We start from the raw sequence: 21,123 nt of genomic DNA on the forward strand, positions 1-21,123 counted from the left end.
CCGCGCGGACCCCGAACGCCCGGACAAGGGGGGAGGTGCACCAGTCACCATGGCCGACACACCGTCCAGACCTGGCCGTTCCCGCGGCGGAGCGCCGCCTTCGATCGATGAACACGCCCTGCGCAGCCGGTACGGACAACCGGCCGTGGACCTGGTCTCCTCGCTCGACCGCCTGGCCCGCGAGGGCGGGTTCACCAGGAACGACACAGCCCGCCACTGGGCCGACCAGGATCCGCAGCGCGCGCGAGAGCACGGCATCCTCAAGGTCTCCGACGGCGGCGTCGAGTCGATCGAACGACGCCGGCTGTCCGAGACGATGAAGATGACCAAGGGACCGATACCGGTCGGGCTGGTCGAGGCGTTTGTCGAACTGTGGGCACCGCAACGCCCAACTTCCGAGGTCCGCACGGTCACCGACCGGCTGTTGCGCTTGCGTGATCAACTCGCCCAGGCCGGCCCCGCTGCCACCGCAGCACCGACAAGACAACGCAAGCACCGCCCCTCCGCCCAGGCCACCACATCTTCGGCCCAGGAGGAGCTGTTGCGCACGCGGCAGGAACTCGTCAAGGCGCAGGAGAACGAGACCCGGTTTCGGGATCTGGCCGGTGTCCTGTACGTCGCGCTGGTCGGTCTCCAGTCCGCCCACCGGCAGACAGTCCACGATCCCCAGACCCTTGAGCGAGACTCGGTGGTTGTCCGAGCCGGACAACCACCGGACAACCCCCTGACCCGGGCAGACGGCCCTGAGGAAGCGGACAACCCGTCAGCGCGGCCCTATCTGCATCGACTGTTGTCGGGATGGCGCAAGACCGTTCACGCACTGACTGGCGGCCCGGACAGTCCGCAGCAAAGCCTGCCGGAGGCGCGGCGACGCGAGCTGATCACTCGCATCACACGCCCGTCTGCCGGGTGCCACCGGATCGCGGTAGTCGGCGTGGAGACCGGTGTCGCCGCAAGCGTGATCACCGCCTGCCTGGGCTCGGCGCTGGCCCGTCTGCGCTACCGTGCCGCCGCGGGACGCCCCGAGCGGGTGATCGCCGTAGACGCCAACGCCGATGACGGCGACACACTGGCGGCCAAGACCACCGGCGAGCCGAAGACCACCATCCGCCACTTCCTGCGCGACGCGTTCGACATCACCGGATACGAAGACGTCCGCGCCTACACGTTCCAGACGCCCGGCCAACTGGAGATCCTCGCGTCCGACCTCGGACCGACGATGTCCGAGTCGTTCGGTGTATGGGAATACCCTGCCGCGCTCGCGCTGCTCGAACACTCCTACGACATGCTGCTCGCCGACTGCGGCACAGGCCTGAAGAACCCGGCCATCAAAGGCATCCTCGACCTGGCGGACTCGCTCGTGCTGGTGTCGACCGACTCGGTGGACGGCGCCCAAGCCCTCGCCGACACCCTCGACGGGCTGCAGTCCCGCGGTCACCACAGCCTGGTCGCCCGTGCTGTCACGGTGATCAGGAGCAGCGAGCCGGCCTCGCGCGACCCAGAACCGGGCGGCCTGCCCGACCACCTCGCCCAGCGCTGCCGCACGGTCGTCCGGATCCCGTTCGACGCGCACCTCGACGGTGACCCGGACATCGAGGCGGCACGGATCGGGCCGGAGACCCGGCTCGCACTCCTGGAACTCGCCGCCGCCGTCGCCGACGACTTCACCGACCTCGAACCCCGAGAACCTCCGGCGGAGCCTCCCACCCAACCCATCCCGATCATCCCGGCAGCGGCTCCGCGCCAGGTACCGGTCCCCTCCGACCCCCGCACCGGACCGGTCATGATCGTCCCGACCGGGCCGCCCACCCAGCCCATCAGGATCACCGCGGGACCCGCCCTCTACCCGGGTACCACGATCCCGTGGGCCGAGAAGCTCCGGATCATCGACGTCCTGTTCGCGGCGTACAAGTTGACGCCGGACGCCCGCAACGCCGCCCGGCACCTGGCCTTCCGCTCGGCGGGCTTCCCCCACCCGGACATCGAGAGGGAATTCCGCGCACTGGTCAACCGGGCCGTCGGGGAACCCCGGAGGACCATCTCCAGGCTGATCTTCCACCACCCGCAATTCCCGACGTCGAGCCAGGCCGCCGCCGGACTCGACGCCGCATGGGAACAGGGCGCCCTGACCGAACAGGAATACCTGACGAAGAAGTACTGGGTGTGGGAGTTCGGACGACACACCCCTCCTCAAGTGCCGCGCGCAGACGCGATCTACGTCCTGGACGCCCGGCTCGCACAAGGCACGCTGTCACCCGACGAATACTGCGAGATCGTCGCCGCCGTGCGGCAGCGAACCGACCTGTACCCAGCCGACTACCCGCACGAGCCAATCGGATCATGGCCGTGAAAAGCGGCCAACCCACCCGCGCTTCGCGGGAACCGGCACCGACTCAACTGACCCCATCGGCACCCACGACCCGCAGCCACCCGGTGAGAAACGCACCGGACTCGACAAGTTCGACGAGGTGCTCGGACGTGAGATGGGCGCAGCCGCACCGCTTGGGCGTCGAGCGTTGGTCACCCAGCAACTCTGCGATGTCATCGTCCAGATCCTCGGGCACCGCGGCAGCGTCCCAGTGGTGGGTGCACGGGCCGACGGCGATGTCGACGTGACCGGTCCTGCGAGCCGCCTCAGCCCACCCGTCGGGCAACTCAAACTCGCGCCGCAGCAGGTGTTGCGGAGTCCCGTCCTGCCGGGTGTGGCCGGTGCGAATGGCGATCCACGGGGGCCGTGCGTCGGCCACCTGGTCATCGGCGATCCGCAGGGTCCATGCGATCTCGGCGTCGTCGTCCAGGTCGTGCACCCGTCCGACGCCCTGGCTGCCTAGATAGAGCTCCAGTTCGGTCAGCCACGCGAAGACACCACGTCCGTGGTCCTCGACGACACGGGCGGTGAGCAGCAGCATCGCGTGCTGAGAACCGTCGTCGGGGTCAGTGTCCACCAAGGCGTGCACGTCGAACTCGAACGTGCCGACCAAGGCCGGCGTGCCGCTGGCGGGCAGGCTCAGATACCGCGGCCCGGCCGGGATCTCGGGCTCGGCCGTCCACCGCATCGAAGACGGCGCACAAGTCGCGTGGAACCTCTTCGTCGCCACGTGCCGGGTGTACGGCGCGACGTCCGGGTCGTAGGCGGTGACCACCGGTGAAATGCTGCAGTCCGCCGTACGTGCGTCACCCGGCATGCCGCAGTGATCGCAGGCGAAGGTGGGCGACACGTCGGTGTCCAACCACAGGTACAGGTTGCGGTCGTCACCGCGTCGGCTCTCACCCGACAGCCAGGCAAGCACGTCGTCCGTGAGCACCCACCGGTGTTTCGGCTGCCACGGCTGGGCCGAGCGGATGATGTGTTGAAGCGCGACTGTGTAGGGCAAACCGGTGCGGGCGGACAGGGCGACGGCTTGGGCCTTGCGGGCGTTGGGTTGCTCGGACCTGGCGAAGGCCATGGCGGAAGTTCCGTTTCGGATGGTCGCGGTGGCCAGTGGGCGTCCAGTGTCCCGTGACCGCTGGGTCGGCCACGGGTTGGGGCACTTAGTAGCGGAGTCCAGTGTTTTCTCCGATGTCTTCCACGTCGCCGTAGCGGTCCGACAACTCGGCGGTGGTTGCCGGGTCGATGTCGCGACGGTGGTCATGGTTGCGGTGGCGTTCGTCCTTCGTTTGTTCCATGACCTCGTCGCGTAGAGCGTCGATCCGTCGCTGGTTGGACTCGAGAAGGTCGGCGGGTGTGGTCGCGATGGGCTTCCATTGGCTGGTGATGGTCCTCCAGGTGTCGGAGCGGACGCCATCACTGGCTGGCCGTGCACCCAGCGGGAAGTCCGGGTTGGGAGTGGTGACACCGTAGGTCTCGCGATAGGCGGCGGCTGTGCCGGCGAGTTGATCCCAGCGTGCCGCGTCCGCAGGGTCGCTGGGACGTGGACCCAGCCCGGAGGTCCAGCTCGGAGGGGTTTCGATGACCTCGTCACGCAGCCGGGCCGCGCGCTCGGTGATGGCTTCCGCGAGCTGGTCGAGGTGACGGGCCAAGTCGGGCTGGTCCGCCAGCGCCGTCGGGTCTGGGGCGTCCACCCACGGCAGCGGGCCGCGGTGGTGCGCCGGTTGATCGGGCGGTTCGCTGTGCTGGACGCGTTGTTCGATGCGCCGGTACAGCACCGCGGCAGGGTCTCGGGCACCGTCGACGCCGGTGAGGCTGTCGGCGTCGGGCACCACACGCTCGATGGACCACCCGAGAGCGTGAGCGCGGTGCAGCAGCCAGCGCAGCGCCGGTTCGGCGTCGCGACCGAGTGTGGACGGGGCGCGGGAGGCGAGTACCCGGGTGATCCGCTGGTCGACGTGGTGTTCGACAGCGGACCGGGCGGTGTGTTCGTAGCGGCGCACGAGGTCGGACAACCGTTCTTCCCGGGGTACGGCGACCACCTCGTCGGCGGCAAGCACCGCGAATAGCTCGTCGGGGTCGATGGTGTCGCGCAGTCGATCCACAGCGCTGGTGTGGTCGGTCGCCGGCAGCGTCGCCTCGTGGTCGGTCGCCGGCAGCGTCGCCTCGTGGTCGGTGGTCGGCGGAGTCCACTGCGCGACGAGGTCGCGCCACGCGCGGGCCCGCAGCTCGTCGCCCGTGGGTTCTTCGCCCAAGGGGTGTCTCGGGTCGTCCGTGGTGACGCCGTAGGTGTCGCGGTAGGCCGCGCCGAGTCCGACCAGTCGGTCCCAGTCGGCCGCTGCCCCAGGGTGGTCGGGACGAGGGCCCAGCGCACGTATCCACGCTGCCTCTTCGGCGAGGGTGACGACCCGCAGGTGGTCGACGCGTGCCCTGATCGCGTCGTTGACGCGGCGCAGGTAGTCCTGCAGGTCAGGTTGTTGGGCGAGTCGGTGGTGGCGGGGATGGGCCAGCCAAGGCACTGCGGGCTGCCATCCGCCGCCGTTCTCGCGTTGTCGGTGCAGGGCGTCGTCGAGCGCGAACGTGACGAATCGGTGGTCGGGCATGGGGTCGTTGGTCGGACGCGACGCCAGCCTGCGCGCGGCGTCCTCGAGTGCGGCGTCGGAGTTCAAACCCTCATCTGCCGCCGCTGATGCCCGTTGCCACACGGGTTCCCAGACGCTGTCCTCGACCGCTGCGGTGGGTTCGTGGCGTTCGACGATGCCGCGCCATCGGTTCCTGGCGGCGAGCGTTGGCGCCGATCTGCGGGGCGGGGGAGCGTTGCGCTGAACGAGCTGTTGGATGCGCCATTGCAGCACCGCTGCCAGATTGTCAATGCCGTCACCATCGAGTGGGCCCGTGGATACGGCCGCGGGAACGAGGTACTCGGCCTGCCAGCCCAGTGCTTCCGCGGTGAGGAGGGTCCGCCTCAACGCGGGCATGGCCGGCTCGTCCAACACCGCCGGAACGCGTTCGGTCAGTACGGCGTCGATGTGGTCGTCGCTGCCCAGCAGCGCGACGTGATCGTGTCGGCTGACCAGGGTGTGCAGTGACTCCTCGCTCACCAAGGCATGGCGCAACTGCTCGTTGGCCGAGGTCTCCGCCGACGAGCGACCCAGCACGGCTTCCAAGACGTCGCGGGCGGTCCGCTCGGGCGGGGTCTCCTGGTGGGAGTCGATCGTGTGCTGGTGGGTCTCGACGTAGATCCGGTTGTCGTCCACCGCTCGAGTGATCAAGGTGTAGAGCTGCTCGCGGGACATGCCCTGGGCGGCGATCGCATGTGCGGAGCCGGCGCTGGTCACGCCCTGGACGCGGTGGATCGTCGCCGCGTAAGCGAGTTCCACGTGCTCGGCGACGTAGTCGGCGGGGACCACGACGGTGCCGCGGTTGACCTGGTGGCGCAGCTTCAGCGCACCGTCCCCGCGCACCGCGGTCACGGTCCACGTGTCGCCGTTCTTGATGAAGTCGCGTCCGCCGAACAGGGTCTTGAGCCGGTCGTTGTGGCGGGTGACGACCCAATCACCACGGCTGGCGTGTGTGCCGTCGTGCAATTGCACGCAGCGTCCGTCGGCCACGTCACCTCGCGCCATGCGCAGGGCGCGCGCTTCAAGGTTGAGCGCGGTGACATCGACGTTGGTCGGCACGATCAGCAGGGACTGACGACCGCGGTCCAGGTCGGCCCGCCACGCCCGGTGGGCGGCGTCGCGGATCGTCTCCCGGCTGCCGCCGCGAACCCAACCTTGCCTGAAGTAGTAGTCCAGCCCGTCGGCGTTGCCTTCGTGCAGCGCGGCTGACGCGGCTCGCTGACCAGGATCGCGGAAACGGACGACCTGCTTGAGCCGCACGGCGCCATTGACGTGTTCAAACCAGCGAACCGCGCCGCCCGCCTCGACGGCGGACAGTTGGCGGTCGTCGCCCAGCAGCCGCACGTCGGCACCGCTGCGCAGCGCGTAGGCCACGACGTCGTGCAGCGTATGGGTACCGGCCATCGACACCTCGTCGATGATCAGCACGTCACCGGACCGGAAGGGGAACGCCTGCTCGACCACGCCCATCCGCTGCGCGGTGGTGACCTGGTGCAGGGTGTGCGGACGTGCGTCGATCGCCTCACCGAGCACGTGCGCTGCCCGCGCACTCGGCCCGAAGGCGTACACACGGCCGCCCTCGACGCGTACCGCGTCGGCGTAAACCCGCATCGCGGTGGTCTTGCCCGCCCCCGCCGGGGCGTAGAGCAACTGCACCCGGCGACCGGAGGTGGCGAACGACGCCACGGCGGCGCGCTGGCCGTGGTTGAGCACGCGAGCCCGGGCCAACACCCGGTCGACGGTGGCCAGCTTCAGCCGCCTGCCGTCGGTCAGCTTGCCCCAGGCCGCGAGCGAGGATTCCTCCCGCAGCGTCCGGCTGGTGGTGTACCGCCGGCTGTTGTGCTCGACGAACACGCTCTCCCCGGACCGCCGCCGCAGGCCACCGGGTTCCTCGACCAGCGCCGGTGATTGCAGCATCACGATGTCGTGCGAGTGCAGTACGGCGTCCACCACGTCGCTGATCAACTGGTCTCGGCCGCCGTCGGCGAGCCGCAGGTGCGCGGTCTGTCGGTGCGCCTCAGCCTCGATGTTCCACCGGTTGAAGTGGCTGTAGTAGTCCGAGACGGTGGCGAGCGTCGCCTCGGCGAGTGCGGCCACGTCGACCTCCGACAGCGCTTCGGGTTCGCCGTCGAACACCCGGTGCCCGAGTTGGTCGAGCACCTCGGGAGCGGCCATCTGTTCGGCTTGTGTGCGCCAGCGGCGTACGTGTTCGGCCAGCGACTGCGGCATCTGCTTGGCATCGCGGGTGCCGTACTGCGCCCGCTTGGAGATCTCGAGGAGCTCCTTGGGTGAGGGCTCGCGGCGGTGTTCACGGCGGAACGCGACGATGCGGCGGGCACGGTCCTGCTCGACTTGGGCGGCCCGTTGCGAGAAGCCGATCAGTAGTTCGTCCGGCACACCGTCCAGTTCCCAGGTCGGGCGCTTCAGGTCGATGCCGCCGGCGGGACGTTCGGTCCAGGACGCGCCGTGCTCTCGGAACAGGTCGCGGATGCGCGAGTTGTAGTACTCGCTCATGGTGACCGAGGCGGCGAGGATGGTGCGCCCGTCCAACGCGGTCCAGCGCCCATCCGCGCCCTGCACCTTCGCGCTGATCGGCACGTGGGTGTGCAGGTGCGGGTCACCCGCGCGGCTGTCCCAATGTTCGAAGATGGCCGCGGTGATGCCGGTGACGTCGTGCTGGGCGTAGCCGCCGTCGCCCCGGCGGGTGAACGCGACGTTGTTCTCCAGGTAAGTCAACGTGTCAAGCACAGCCCGACGGTGCAGGCCCACGACCAGATCCCGGTGACTCTCGTCCAGCGCGAGGACGAGGCTGACCGACTTCGGTGGTGCGAACACCAGCTCGTAGCCGCTCGTCGCCGACTTCATCGCCTTCTTCTGCGCGGCCAGCCACTTGGCCAGCTCGTTGTCGGTGGGTAACCGGCCCTCGTGGGCGTCGGCGTATGCCTGGACTTGGACGTCGTGGCGGAGACGCGCGCGGGTGGCATCGTCGATCGGGGCGTTGAACGGTTGATCGTGGTCCACGTTGTGCTGCTGGTAGGCCTCGATGACCCTGCTGCGAAGCTCGTCCGGACCGTCGTACTGGTAGAAGCGATGGCCCAGTTTGGTCGCGGCCGATGCCTTCGCCTCGTTGTGTCCGGCGGCGATCATCTCCGCTTCGATGCGGTCGGCGTCGGGGTGGCGTCCCTCGCCGAAGAGCGCGTTCATCTGCGCGGCCGTTACGTCGCCGTGCAAGCCCAGCGCCGCCGCGCCGCGGCCGTACCACTGGCCAGGCGGGTAGCCGTGAGCCAGGTAGTACTCGCTCAACGACTCGCCGGGCTCCAGGTCGCGGTCCGCGCACGCCACCGATCCGGTCAGGTACTCGTACCCGCCGGGCGAGAGCTTGCGCACTCCGATCACCGCGGACTCCTCCTGACGTCCACACGAGTTGACGTCCACGTTAGTTGACGCTCTGGGTGTTCGTCATCCGAACTGATGCGATTCAGAGCCGACTGGCACGGCATATGCAAGAGGTGCTGTGTCGATGAGTGGTCGTTGCGCGGAAGCTGCCGGTCCCGGCGGGAAGGCGGGCGGCCGGTGCGGGCCGGCGTGGCCCAGGCCCCGGCGGACCGGGGTCTGGGCGACGCGAACGAGGTGCTACTGGGCCGTCCCGTGCCGGTGCGCGTTGCGGCGATCGCGCCGGTTGGTCGTGCGCTTGCCGGTGGTGTGCTTGACGCTCTTGCGGTGCCGTCCGCGCTTGGCCGGCTGGGAGAGTTCGAAGGCGGCACTCTCGGCGTCGGCGCGGCACTCCGTGCACAGTCCATCGTCCGTGACCACGCCGCGCAGGTCGCGGGGCGTGCGCGGGCTTGAGCAGGTGCCGCACGCGTCCGGCCCGGCGGGCTGCTGCTCCGGCGGGAGGTGGCTGGTCACGTAGTCCGCGATGGTGGCACGGACGGCGGGCGCGGTCGCCTGCCGCCACTCCGAGCGCAAGAACACCCGTGCGGCGGCCGGACCAAGGTCGTTGACGACGAACGCGCATCGCGCGGTGACGGCGTCGGCGAGGCTGTGACCGGCGGGAAGTTCGGGAATGCCAGCGCGACCGGATTCCCGGCAGTCGGCGCACAGTCCGTCGTCACCGTGTCCCTCCCGGATGCGGCCATGGTCCAAGTCGTAGCGGCCACGGCTGATCGTGCAGCCAAGGCACCGGAAAGTGACGTCGGTCCCGTGGAGAGCGGCGCGGTCGTAATCGAAGCCGGAGCCGTAGACCTGTTCGGCGCGGGCACGCTCGTCGCGGTCGGGCACCTGAGGGCCTTCGGCGACGCCGGCGCGCTCGGCCTGGTAGTTGGCGGCCACGGCGGCGTCGTTGCGCTCCTGTCGCGTGCGGCGGCGACGGCGCAGTTCGGCGCGCTGCTCGGTGTGCACGGTGCTGGGAGCCTGGTACTTGTTGCGGGAGTTCCATCGGGGCGCACTGTCGGGCTCGGCTTGCGCGTGGTGCCGCTGCTGCTCGCCGGGTTTGGGGGCGCATGCGGCGATGATCGCGCGGTCGGTCTCGGTGGGCGCGGTGCTCCACCAGTGCCGGAGGATGTCAACGGCAGTGCGTGGACGGTTCTCCAACACGTCGGCGATGCGCCGGAGCAGCCACAGTTCGCGCGTGTCGGCGACGTTGAGCAGCTTCTTCCCCAGCTTGCGGGCGGCGCGGATGTCCCCGGCTTGAACGAGGGTGGTCAGCTCGGAGATGGTCTCCGGAACGGATGTGATGACAGGCATTGAATGTACCTCGCTACTGGCTTCGTCATTTTCCGGGCTTGGCCTTCCCGGTTTTTTCTTGCAGTTCAAGCCTATCTATTGTGGGTGGTTCAATGCAAGGGGTGTGGCTGTCCTTTTGCTGTATTTCCTGTGGCGATTTCTCACACTTGATAACTCGCTGACCTGCGTTCAGTGCACTGGAAACGGACGGCTGCGGTGATAATCCGTTTTAGGCTTTGCCGCCTTTCCTTCCCGCTCCCCCTGTCCCTGCTGGCTCTTGTGTCGGGGCGGTCGGGTCAAGGGTTTCTCTGGGAAGATTTTGCCGGAGCCTGCGGAGGAAAAATGTTCCCAGAGAAACCCTTGAGGCGATCGATCCGACATAAGATGATTCAAGTCAGGGGGGCTCTGGTGACCACTCGACGCACGCAGCGAGGCGCGCGGGGTGGAGGCTGGGTGTCGACGTGGTCGCGTACGACCATCGCGGGGACGTGAAGTCTTCCGTCGGGGTCGGATGGCTAGACTTGGCCGCGTCGGTTGGTCTGGCTACTGGCCCTTCGTGCCGACGCTCGCTGATCGCAGTCTTGGCCGATCCGCCTTCGGGTGGTGAGTCCTTCGGGACTTATGCGATCGGCGTACGAAGGCGTGTCCCGTCAAGGACGGGGCACGCCTTTCGTTATCGCGGGCATCTGTCGCGTGACTCGCCGCTAGGGGTCGGCTTGCCTGGCCGCCAGCGCTGAACGCCTCGAAGTTGCGGAAACGTCCACATGAGTTGACGTCTTGGGTACCGTGGCGGCGAAGCGGACTTTGGAGTGCATGCCACCGGAGGTGAGTACATGGCTGAGTCGGCGGGGTCCGGTCGCGTCCGTGCGCGCCGATCGACCAGGGTCAGTCGCAAGCTCGAGGCGGCGCGGCGGCGCAATGCCGAACAGTTGGCGCGGCAGCGGGCGCGCGAGCAGCGCGTGGAGGAGGCGTTGGCCGAGTTCTTCCTGGCGGCTGATCAACAGGTCACGGTGGAGGAGGCTTTCCGTCGGCGGATCGAGCCGCACGAGCGCGCCATCATGCAGGCGCGTAAGCAGCGGGACCGGTTGCTGGCTGAGCAGGAGACGGCGCAGGCGCGGGCGGCGCTGACCATCCACGAGGCGGATCGCACGGTCGAGCAGGTCGCCGAACTGCTCGACATGGGTGTCAAGGACGCCCGACGGCTCATCGCGGCGGGACGGGAGGCTGGGGTGAACGGCACTGCCGCGTCACCGACGGGGGCCGGCACGTCATCGGACACGGTGGCGAGCGACGGTCGAGCGCAGGTAGGTAGGGAAGGCGTTCCCAGTGTCGCTCGAGCGGCGGTGTCGGGCAGCGAGGCGAGCAGCGTGCAGGAGTGACCGGCTGAACCGGCCGATGGTGGTGGGGAGGCCACGGGTGACCGTGGTCAGTCGATCAGCCGGCCGCGAACGGTGCTGCTACTCGGTCCGGAGAGCATGTGCAGGGGTGTCGGACACTCGGTGCCTCTGGCGGAACCACCGGACCCACAGCACCGCCGTCACCACGGAGCCGATCGGCATCACCAGTGCGACGGGGAGCAGATCGCCTAGTTGGCCGACGGCGATGGCCAGCGGCGTGAGGATGGCCCCGGCGACGGCTCCCCACAACAGTCGCCGGCGCGTCAGTTGCGGCACCAGCCAGAGCCGGGTCAGCCGGGCGACGCCGGCCGTCAACAGCGCTCCCAGCAACGCCAGCACCGGCAGAGCGGCCACCCACGAGCTGGCCGGCGCGAACACGCGGCCGGTCGCCACGGCGACGAGTCCCGCAGCGGCGGCACCGAGGAAGGAGCCGATGCCTGCGGCCCCGATGAATCGCATGAAGACGACGAACGTGGTGGCCCTCATGTCGTCCCAGCCTAGGGCACCTGACCGTCGCGGCTGCCGGCGATAGGGGCTACTCGGCGGTGATCCGCCGCGCCTGGGCTTGCGAGCGGGGACGGTCATTGCGGGGAACGTCGCGCGCCCAGCCGGACGGCCCTGCGGACGTGTGCTTGTCGGCGGCCCGCCGTCTGGTGCGGCGGCGAGGTGTCACCTTCAGGCCGGACCGGTCGCGTGCGGCCTGATAGGTGGTCTGCGGCGGCGGTGCTGGGGACGTGCATGGTGAGCGGATCTCCTCGAGCGTGGTGCGGGCAGTTGTCCGCTGAGCCTCGGGGCGAGGCTCAGCGGCTGACCTGCTCGGGTTCGGTGCGAGGCCGGGCCGAGCGGGCCTCGGTCGCAGGCCCGCTCGGGTGATCGGTCAGAACGGGGGCTTGTCGGCGGGGTTGCCTCCGCCTGCGGTCGGTGCGGACGCCCAGGGGTCGTCGGCCGGTGCGCCGTTGTCGCCCGAACCCTGCGCCCGGGTGGCCTTGCGGATCGTCGCGGTCGCGTAGCGCAGTGACGGGCCGATCTCCTCGACGTCCATCTCGATGACGGTGCGCCTGTCGCCCTCGTTCGTCTCGTACGAACGTTGCTTGAGCCGGCCGTGGACCAGGACGCGGGTGCCGCGGGTGAGCGTCTCGGCGACGTTCTCCGCGGGCTGTCGCCAGATCGAGCAGCGGATGAACAGCGTGTCGCCGTCCTCCCACGTGTTGTTCTGGCGGTTGAAGAACCGCGGGGTGGACGCGATGGTGAAGCCTGCGACGGCCGCGCCGGCCTGGGTGAAGCGCAACTCCGGGTCGGCGGTCAGGTTGCCGATAAGGGTGATGACGGTTTCTCCTGCCACGGAGAACTCCTTCGCGGAAGTGGTGATCAGGTCGTCGTCAGCCGGACTCGACCTCCCACTCCCGATGGCGTCCATCGGAAGTGTTCGGGTCGTGGGGCTGTCGATCTGCGCAGCGGAGATCAGGTGGGGGCAGGGCCCGAAGGGGCGACGAGGGTTCCGGCCCGTTTTGTGGGCCGGGTTCATCGGCGCGGACCCTGCCCCGACCTGATGCGCTCGGAGCAGACCGACAGCCCATCGATGCGAACATCCGGTGGTCGCCTGCTCTTGTCTCCGCCTGGCGGTCGTCGTCTGCCTGTAGGCGTCGAGCGGGGAGCTCGTCAGCCTTCGACCATGGGCGCGGCAGACCGCATCGCGCGTTCGACCACGTCGCGTACCTTGGCTGGCGGCAGGCCGCCGGCGATTCCCATCCGCAGCAAGCCGGCCAGTCGGTGGCCTGGTTGTGCGGCTTCGGCCTGCCGGGCGGCGAGGGCCGCGACGGTGGCGTTGCCGCGGAGGTAGGCGGAGAAGGCGAGCAGGGTGGCCGGTTCGGCGCGTTCGGGTGCGGGCGCGGCCCTAGTGAGTTCGGTCCACAGTCGTTCGGCGTCGGCTGCCTTCTCGCTCAACGCGGAGGACATGGCGAAGTCGCGGACCTCCGGGTCGGACAAGGCGATGGCCAGTTCGGCGATCTCCGGGTCGGTGAGCGGCTCGGTGCGGTGGCCGGCCTGTGCGATGTGTCGGCGCACGTGGGCGAGCATGCGTCGGATCTCGCCCCTGTCGGCGGGCCAGGGGTCGGTTGCGGTGTTGAGGATGCTGTCGATCAGGTGGGAGCGTCGGCTGATGGTGTCGGCGTCGTCCGGCTGGAGGGTGGCTGCGAGCACCTCGTAGTCGGTGTGGACGACTCGTCCGGGATCGGCTACCGGGGAGGTTGCGGGGTCGGGCAGGGTTCCGTTCAGATAGTCGGGTAGGGAGTAGTCGAACCAGCGGGCTCCAGTGGTGAAGGAGCTGACGCCGAACACGTCGATGTCCTGGTTCTGCGTGTCGAACGTTCTGGTGAGCTGTCGGTGGAGCAGGCGGCGGCCCCGGGTGTTGGTCTGGTCGGGGTCGTCGTCGACGATGCAGGCGAAGAACGCTGGCGCGTCGAGGTTGCGGGCGGCGTTGCTGATCGTGGTGACCAGTCCTCGTGTGCCGGTGGGTTCCGCGTTGAGGTCGTAGCAGGTGGTCAGCACGATGTCGCCGTGGTCGAGAGTGATGAGGACGAGCGCGGTGGTCGGGTGGAATCCGATCAGGTGCGGGATGGCGGCGATGAGCCGTCCTGGATCGGTGAGTTGTGTCGGGGCGTGGTGGAGAGCTTTGACGTGTGCGGTGTCGGGGCTGTGGTCGGTCATGGCGGTATTCCTTCGTGGTTGCAGGAAGGAGGCGTGTGCGGGCCGGGCCTTGTTGCCGGCTACGCACACGCCGCGTCGTCGCAGGGGGCCGTGCCGGTGCGGCGTCAGACGCTCCCGCCGTTCGCGAACGGGATCAGGGCACGGATGTGGTGAGGAGACATGCCCGACCTGAAAGCCTCGTCGAGCACGAGTGCGAGGTCGTGGTGCGGGTCTGCGGTAAGGGCGCGGTCGATCGCGATTCCGGCCAGCGCGCCGTCGCCGCGGCTGTAGGCGCTGATCGCCAGCAGGGCAGCGGCCTCGGTGCAGGCTGGTGGCGGGCACTGCCGGGTCAGGATCGTCCACAGCGTTTCGGCCGCGGTGGGGTGCGGCCCGGACAGTAGTGACAGGCACTCGTCCCGCACGTCGGGTCGGGTGAGAGCGTGGCTGATCCGGACGATGTCGGTGTCGGAGAACGACGTGTCGCCGTCCGCGATCCGGTGGACGTAGTTCCTGCGGATCCACTCGACCTGCTCGCGGGCCGTGGGTTCGGTTCTCTCGGTTTCGTGGTCGTGCTGGAGGTTGTGCAGCAGTTCTGCCCTTCGGGCCAGGACGTCGTCGGGATCCGGGGCGAGTTGGGCTTCCAGGGCTTCGCGGCTGGGCAGGGTGACCAGTCCCGCCGCCACCGCGCGGGCGGCGAGGACGGACGTGGTTGGGTCCGGGAGATGTCCGTGGTGGTCGGCGTCGTCGTAGTGGAACCATCGGGCACGCGGGGCGATCACCGGGACGCCGAAGAGGGTGATGGGTATCCCGGCCCGGGTGAACTTCTTGCGCAGGTGTCGAGCCAAGTCGTGGTCGTCGGGTGGCGTGCCGACGACCACGACGACGGCGCTCAGTCCTTCCCGGCGGTTGATTTCGCGGACGAGGTTGACTGCGAGGAGTGGGTACAGCGTGGGTTCGGCGGGGCAGTCGGTGCGCAGGGTGAAGGCAAGGTTGTGGTCGTTGAGGGCCAGTACCACGATCGAGTCGGTGGGGTAGTAGCCCAACAGGTGCGGTATGGCGGCGATGAGCTGTCCGGCGCTGTTCAACGTCGTTGCGTGGTTGGTCATGGGCAGGCGTTTCTCCGTTGGTGGACGACGGGTGTGGTCACGCTGTGCTGAATGGACACATGGGGGGCGTGGCTAGGGGGACCGCGCGGTTCAGGGCTGGTGGGCGCGGCGGGCCAGGCGTTCCGGGGCGAGGATCGTGACGCTCCTGCCGTCCAGGTGCAGCCAGCCGCGGCGCGCGAAGTCGCGGAGGGTCTTGTTGACCGTCTCCCGGCTGGCGCCGACGAACTGGGCGATCTCCTCCTGGGTCAGGTCGTGGGTGACGTGCAGCAGTCCTTCGTGTTGAACGCCGAATCGCTGGGCCAGCTCCAGCAGGGCCTTGGCCAATCGGCCGGGTGCGTCGTTGAAGACCAGGTCCATCATCATGGAGTTCGTCCACCGCAGGCGGCGGGCCATGGCGCGTAGCAACTGCTCGGCGACATCCGGCCGGCTGGTGATCCATTGTCGGAGCACGGATCGGTCGATCCCGATGGCGGCGACGCTGGTCAAGGTGGTGGCGGTGGAGGCGCGTGGGCCCTGTTCGTAGAGCGACAGCTCGCCGAACATGTCGGACGGTCCGAGGACTTCCAGCAGGTTCTCCCGGCCTCCTGGTGCGGTGGCGCTGATCTTCACCTTGCCGGATTGGATGATGTAGAAGCACTCGCCCGGCTCACCTTCGGTGAAGATGACGGTGCGGCGCGGGAAGACGATTTCTTCTCCGTCGATGTCCGCCAAGGCGGGGGCGGGGGAGTGGTGACTGCGTGGGTGGGGCATGGGCGTCTCCGGAGGTGGGATGGATACGGGACACGGCTGCCGGCGCACGAAGCTGGTGGATGTTGCGTCGTGACAACGCCTTCGTCTGGTGCGCGGTCAGGCGGTCAGCGGGGAGAAGACGGGCAGCAGGTGTGCCTGGGATGCCGGGACGAGATCGATGATGTCGCGGTCTTGGGTCCACTGTTCGACAAAGCTCAGGTGGACCGACAACCAGCGGCGCACGGCCTCGTGCAGCAGGTCCGTGACGGCGTGGTGCTCGTTGCCGCCGTGGAAGGTCATGAGGATCTCTGCCTCGTGCTGCCAGGCGAGTTCTGCCGCGATCTCGATCGGTATGGGTGTGAGTTCGGCCGGGTGCCAGGGACTGCCGTAGGAAGTCCACTGGGCGCCGCCGGCGACGCACGGGTACACGATCAGGCGTAGTGGTTCGTCGTGGCCGATGACGGTGCCGTCCGGTCCGATCGGCAGGGTCTGCCGGCAGTGCGTGCAGCCGCCGTAGACCGTGTCGGTATCGGTGTCGGGTGGTGGTGTGATGCTGTTGTCCGCCGGGGTTTGGTGGCTGCCGGCACAGTGGATGGTGTTGATGACTAAGCCGCTCGAAGCTTTGAAGAGCATGGTGTGCTCCTGGTGGTCAGACCTGTGCTGCGGCGTGCGGCAGGCAGGTCGGAGCGTGACGGGAAGTGGCGGGGTTCGTTCGACTCGGTGGGTGCTGGACATCGCGTACGGTCGTGCGCAGGAGGCAGGGGGAGGTCTCGACGCCTGGGGTGTCGAAACCTGTCAGTGCCGTCGCGGGTCGTCGCAGTCACCGAGGTGGTAGGCCTGCCACAGCGCTGCGGCGTCGGACCGGCCATGGGATTCCAGAAGTCCCGTCAGCACGTTGACTTCTGGGCAGTCCAAAGCGAAGGCGATGTCGCGGATCAGGCCCGGATCGCTGAACACGGTGACGAACACACTGATCGGGTCGTAGACGAGCCGCCCGGACGAGGACATGCGGGTTTGTCTCCTTCCGATCGTCATTGGCGTGCCACGCAGCGCAGAACCGTGGTAATGGCGTGGACCTCTACATAGGACGGTCGCCCTGCCGGAGGCTGTTGCTTCGGCGGCAGGGCGCGACCCGTCCGCACGGCCGTGCGTGTGGGGGCAAGCGCGGTTTGCTTGCCCCCACACGGCTGGCCGTGCAGGGTCGGCGCGTCCCGCCGCCGAAGCAACAATCCTCCGCACTCGCCATCCCGGCGCGGTCAGCGCGGACGCTGTGGCGCGCGGTGGACGTGATTGCGCACGCGGCCCGGACAGCACTGAGGGCAGCGCGTCTTCAGGTGTGGAAGCAGATGCCAGTCGGGATCGGGTGCTTCCGATTTGCCGTTGGCTACGACGGGTCGAACTCGACGCCCGTCTGCGGCTCCATCAGCGCGGAGCGGACGTGGTGCTGGCTCGACGTCGACTTGGGGTCCGACCGCCCAGCTCGGGCGAATCCCGCACCGCGTCGTGACTTCGCCGGCTCTGGCTGCGGTGATCACGCCGGCTGTTCAAGGCCCGCGCAGCTGTTCAAGGCTGTCTCAGGCCGTGGTGCCGGGCACTTGAGCCGGTGGCCTTACCCAGGCCGTCTGGGCAAGGCCACCCGATCACCAGCCCGTCCACTGTCGGTGCAGCGCCGGGTCGGCGTCGGCGCTTCGCGGCCACAGTTACAGCCGGGTCGTCCAGTGCGCGGAGCACGACTTCGGCCTGCGTCGGGTCGCTACGTCACGGTGTGTCGGAGTAGATGTAGAGCTGCCCGTGGTTGATCTCGACTTCGAGGTCCGTCGCCTTCATCAGCTCGATCACCCGCAGGTCTCTTTCTCGATGGCGATGTCGACGCCTTCGTAGTCACCCGATCAGGGCTCCTGTCGGTCGGCGCGCGGTAGGGAGTCGAGTTCGACATCGGCGTGGGCGGTGGCGAGCCGGGCGTGTTCGTCGCGCAGCAGCTCGTGCACGCCTGCCGAGAGCGCCGAGGTGATCGGCCCGGGCACGCCGTACACCCGCCGGCCCAGCGACGCGGCGGTCCGGGCGAGGTGGAGGGCACCGCTGCGCCGACCCGCTTCCACGACCACGGTCGCTCCGCCCAGCGCTGCCAGCAGGCGGTTGCGTGCGACGAACCGGTGTCGCACCGGCGCGGCTCCGATCGGGTACTCGCTGACCAACAGCCCGCCATGCTTGACCACCTTCTCCAGCAGGGCCGCATGTCCGGTCGGATACGCGCGGTCCACGCCGCAGGCCAGCACGACCACGGTGGGCTCGCCGGCGGTCAGGGCGCCGCGGTGGGCGGCTCCCTCGATGCCGTAGGAACCACCGCCCACAACGGTCACCCCGGCCTCGGCGAACCCGAACGCGAGCTCGCCGGCGACATGGATTCCGTAGCCGGTGGCTGCCCGGGTGCCGGTGATGGTCACCGCCGAGCAGGTCAACGTTGCCAGGGACGCGTCACCGTGGACGAACAACGCCAACGGCACGGTCAGGCCCGCGGCGTTGAGGGCGGTGAAGCGTCCACCCGGCCACCCGGTGTCCTCCGGGGTGAGCAGCCGGATCTCGCCTCGGTCCAGAGCGTCGAGGTCGGGCCGGATGTCGACGTCGGGCCGGGTGACTTCGGCGGTCACCGCGGCCGGGGCGTTGCCCGCTCGGATCGCGGCTGCCGCCTCGACCACGCCCACCGTGGCGACGAAGTCATGCACCGCTTGGGCCGGTGGTTCGGTGGCGCGCTGGACGTACAGCAACGCCTTGAGCTCGGATGCGTACAGAGGCATGCTCGATTCCTTTCCAGGTCGGCGAACATGAGAATTCGTTGAAAGCGGCGGCTGTATCGCCGCGGCGTCAGGTCACGTGGGTGTGTGAGATGGGCGCAGTTCACGGTGTTCGACGTGGCACGGCGCGGGATCATCGGCGCGTCTATGCGGTTCCTGATGCCGCGTGGTTCCGCCCAGTCGCAGAGCGGGGGAAGGAACTGCGCGATCGTCGGGAAGCCGAATCCGTCTCGCGGCAGCGGTCTCGACTCCGTTAGCGTGCTCGGCTCGCCAGGGCGGTCGGGTCGAGGATCAGCACACTTTTGTCCCCGCGTAGCAGCCAGCCGCGTCGCGTGAAGTCGGCGAGCGTCTCGTTCACGGTCTTGCGCGCAGCGCCGATCATCTGCGCGATCTCTCTCTGTGTCAGGTCGTGCGTGACCACGAGCATCCCCCGTTTCTCGGTGCCGAACTGCTCGGCGAGGTCCAGGAGCACCGTGGCAAGCCGACCCGACACGTTGTCCGTGATCAGGTCGGTCAACGCCGAGTCGAGGTGTCGCGCCCTGCGGGCCAGCAGGGGGAGGAGGTGCACGGCGATCTGGGGCATGTTGGTGATCCACTGCCTCAGCTCACGACCGTCGATGCTGGCGGCGCGCACCTCGGTCAACGTCGTCGCCGTGCACGTGCGGGGCCCCGGGTCGAAGATCGACAGTTCGCCGAACATGTCGGACGGGCCGCCGATCCCGAGCACGTGCTCTCGTCCGGCGGCCGACGTTCGACCGATCTTCACCTTGCCGGAGTGAAGGACGTAGAGCCGGTCACTCGGGTCGCCCTGCTCGAAGATGATGTGGCCGAGCGGGAAATCGGAGGTGTCGCCGGCTTCGGCGAGGATCGACCGCAGCGGGTGTCCGAGGGACAGTTGGACAAAGGGTCGAGTAGTGGACATCGTGCAAACTCCAGAGGTTCAGCCACGGGCCAGGGCGTCCGCTGGCCGTGTGGCGAGAATGTCGGCGAGGTCGGGGGAGGGCGGCGACGCAGGGTGGCTGAGGCCTGACCGGGTCGTGACGTCACAGGATCCACTCGACGGAGTCGACGATCAGGTCACGGATCCGCTGGGGCGGCATACCGTGGTCGAGTGAGGCTCGCAGCAGACGGGCGAGGTTGTGCTCGGGGTCGGCGGCCAGTGCGCGGTCGACCGCGACCGACGCCAAAGCGCTGTCGCCGCGGCTGTAGGCACCGAACGCCAGCAGGCAGGCTGGCTCGGCGCACGCGGGCGCGGGACAGTGGCGGGTCAACAGCAACCACAGCCTCTCCGCCGCTTGTGCGTGTGGGCCGGTCAGCAGTGACAGGCACGCGTCCCGGACGTACCTGCGGGTGAGCGCGTCGCACGCCTGGACGATGTCCTCGTCGGAGAACGCTTCGTCGCCGTCGGCGACCCGGTCGAGGAAGCGGCGCTTGACCCAGTCGACCCAGCCGTCGCCCACCTCCTCGACGTCCACCGACCTCGAGTTGGCGCGGTGGACTTCCAACAGGGCCGCTCGACGAGTGAGCACGTCGTCGGGGGCGGGGGCGACCTGTGCGGCCAGCGCTTCGCGGCTGGGCAGAGTCGCCAGCCCGCTGGCGACGGCGTGCACCGCGACGATGGAGGTGGTCGGGTCCGGGAGATTCCCGCGGCGCGCGGGATTGTCGTAGTCGAACCACCGGGCGCCCGCGGCGATGTCCGGAGTCCCGAAGAGGTCGAGCGGTAGGCCGGCTGTGGTGAACGCGTCGCGCACGCAGGCCAGCGCGCCGTCGTCGGCCGGTGGGCCGACGATGACCACCGCGACGCTTGTCGCCTGCAGATCATGGGCACTGTGGACGAGGTGCGAGACGACGCGCCGGTGAAGGAAGGGGTCGGTGGCGCGGTCGACCCGGATCGCGTGTCGCAGTTGAGCGTCCTCGAAGAACAAGGTGACGATCGAGTGGGTCGGGTAGAACCCGAGGGCGTACGGTGTTGCGGCGATCAGTTCGCCGGGGTTGGACAGTGTGATCGCGGTGTCGGGAGAGATCTGCCCGTCGTCCGGGCAGCCCGCGGTGTCATCGCTCATGGATAGTCGTCCTTTCGCTATTCGGGTGCAAAGGGCTAGTCCGTCCTGAGTGGACCGAGTCTGTTGTCGATGCGGGCGGGGCCACGTGTTGGGCCCGGCGGGCAGTACGCAGCCGACCGGCCACCGCCCTGTCCTCAGCGGGCGTGCCGGGACGTACCGGGGAGGTGCGTGGGTGGCACACGCGGCCCGGTGTGCCGGGGGTGGAGCGCAGGAAGGTGCGATGTGACGATGGCGGACTCGCCGAAGGCCACCCGGCCGCCCGGGCGGGTCCCGGAGCCGCTGACGTAGATGCCGATGACGATCTCGCCGTCACCGAGATGGCCGCCGACTGCAGCGAGCCCAGCCGACCGTGTGTCCAGGTAGCCACCGATTCGGTGGGCACCGGCAGGTCACACAGCGTGCGAAGGCCTCCTCGCACAGCGATGGCGCCTGCTCGAAGAAGTCTCCGGTGTGGTCGGATTGTGCCGCGGCCCCGCGGTCCGGCGGGGGCGCGCTCGCTTTGCGCTGGGGGTGGTCGGGTGTCAAGTCCGCGGGTGTTCTTGCGTCTCGGAGTTAACCCGGTCCGGCTAGCGTTCTCCGATCATGACCGCCCTCGTGGTGCTGTTCGTGGTCGCCGCCGTGCCGTTGGCGCCGACCGAGG

General features: G+C 68.9%; 15 protein-coding genes. 2 read left to right on the top strand and 13 right to left on the bottom strand.

Annotated features, from left to right (window positions below; translation table 11 throughout):
* Positions 1-145: 145 nt before the first annotated feature.
* Positions 146-2,350, top strand: coding sequence for a MinD/ParA family protein (locus AB0A74_RS26495; RefSeq protein WP_358253491.1), 2,205 nt, complete (start codon positions 146-148; stop codon positions 2,348-2,350).
* Between the two features lie 43 nt (positions 2,351-2,393).
* On the opposite strand, the gene AB0A74_RS26500 is transcribed toward AB0A74_RS26495, so the two are convergent.
* The 3 genes from AB0A74_RS26500 to AB0A74_RS26510 all read right to left on the bottom strand — a co-directional run bounded on the left by AB0A74_RS26500 (position 2,394) and on the right by AB0A74_RS26510 (position 9,801).
* On the bottom strand, positions 2,394-3,446 hold the full coding sequence (locus AB0A74_RS26500; RefSeq protein WP_358253492.1) for a hypothetical protein: 1,053 nt from the start codon (positions 3,444-3,446) through the stop codon (positions 2,394-2,396).
* 85 nt (positions 3,447-3,531) lie between these two features.
* Positions 3,532-8,385: a MobF family relaxase gene (gene mobF, locus AB0A74_RS26505; RefSeq protein ID WP_358253494.1), complete on the bottom strand. Its 4,854-nt coding sequence runs from the start codon at positions 8,383-8,385 to the stop codon at positions 3,532-3,534.
* 237 nt (positions 8,386-8,622) lie between these two features.
* Positions 8,623-9,801: a hypothetical protein gene (locus AB0A74_RS26510; RefSeq protein ID WP_358253496.1), complete on the bottom strand. Its 1,179-nt coding sequence runs from the start codon at positions 9,799-9,801 to the stop codon at positions 8,623-8,625.
* 743 nt (positions 9,802-10,544) lie between these two features.
* Between AB0A74_RS26510 and AB0A74_RS26515 the strand changes: the two genes are divergently transcribed.
* Positions 10,545-11,090, top strand: coding sequence for a hypothetical protein (locus AB0A74_RS26515; protein ID WP_358253498.1), 546 nt, complete (start codon positions 10,545-10,547; stop codon positions 11,088-11,090).
* Positions 11,091-11,168: 78 nt separating this feature from the next.
* Here AB0A74_RS26515 and AB0A74_RS26520 read toward each other — a convergent pair whose 3' ends face one another.
* The 10 genes from AB0A74_RS26520 to AB0A74_RS26565 form a co-directional block, all read right to left on the bottom strand.
* Complete coding sequence (locus AB0A74_RS26520; protein ID WP_358253500.1) at positions 11,169-11,594, bottom strand: hypothetical protein; 426 nt, start codon at positions 11,592-11,594, stop codon at positions 11,169-11,171.
* 391 nt (positions 11,595-11,985) lie between these two features.
* Positions 11,986-12,450, bottom strand: coding sequence for a single-stranded DNA-binding protein (locus AB0A74_RS26525; RefSeq protein ID WP_358253502.1), 465 nt, complete (start codon positions 12,448-12,450; stop codon positions 11,986-11,988).
* 317 nt (positions 12,451-12,767) lie between these two features.
* Positions 12,768-13,883 (bottom strand): DUF4192 domain-containing protein, encoded by a 1,116-nt coding sequence (locus AB0A74_RS26530; protein ID WP_358253504.1) that lies wholly within the window; start codon positions 13,881-13,883, stop codon positions 12,768-12,770.
* 35 nt (positions 13,884-13,918) lie between these two features.
* Positions 13,919-14,899, bottom strand: coding sequence for a DUF4192 domain-containing protein (locus AB0A74_RS26535; protein ID WP_358253506.1), 981 nt, complete (start codon positions 14,897-14,899; stop codon positions 13,919-13,921).
* Between the two features lie 90 nt (positions 14,900-14,989).
* Complete coding sequence (locus tag AB0A74_RS26540) at positions 14,990-15,649, bottom strand: Crp/Fnr family transcriptional regulator (protein ID WP_358253508.1); 660 nt, start codon at positions 15,647-15,649, stop codon at positions 14,990-14,992.
* 96 nt (positions 15,650-15,745) lie between these two features.
* Positions 15,746-16,261, bottom strand: a complete 516-nt coding sequence (locus AB0A74_RS26545) for a hypothetical protein (RefSeq protein WP_358253509.1) — start codon at positions 16,259-16,261, stop codon at positions 15,746-15,748.
* A 162-nt stretch (positions 16,262-16,423) separates the two neighbouring features.
* Entirely contained in the window at positions 16,424-16,636 is a 213-nt protein-coding gene (locus AB0A74_RS26550) for a hypothetical protein (RefSeq protein WP_358253511.1), read from the bottom strand.
* A gap of 881 nt (positions 16,637-17,517) precedes the next feature.
* Positions 17,518-18,423 (bottom strand): DNA-processing protein DprA, encoded by a 906-nt coding sequence (locus AB0A74_RS26555; protein WP_358253513.1) that lies wholly within the window; start codon positions 18,421-18,423, stop codon positions 17,518-17,520.
* A gap of 250 nt (positions 18,424-18,673) precedes the next feature.
* Complete coding sequence (locus AB0A74_RS26560) at positions 18,674-19,342, bottom strand: Crp/Fnr family transcriptional regulator (protein WP_358253515.1); 669 nt, start codon at positions 19,340-19,342, stop codon at positions 18,674-18,676.
* A gap of 121 nt (positions 19,343-19,463) precedes the next feature.
* Positions 19,464-20,483 carry a DUF4192 domain-containing protein gene (locus AB0A74_RS26565; RefSeq protein WP_358253517.1) on the bottom strand — a complete coding sequence of 340 codons (1,020 nt, stop codon included), beginning with the start codon at positions 20,481-20,483 and terminating at the stop codon, positions 19,464-19,466.
* Positions 20,484-21,123 lie beyond the last annotated feature (640 nt).

The organism is Saccharothrix sp. NPDC042600, from assembly GCF_040647305.1.
Lineage (GTDB): Bacteria > Actinomycetota > Actinomycetes > Mycobacteriales > Pseudonocardiaceae > Actinosynnema > Actinosynnema mutabilis.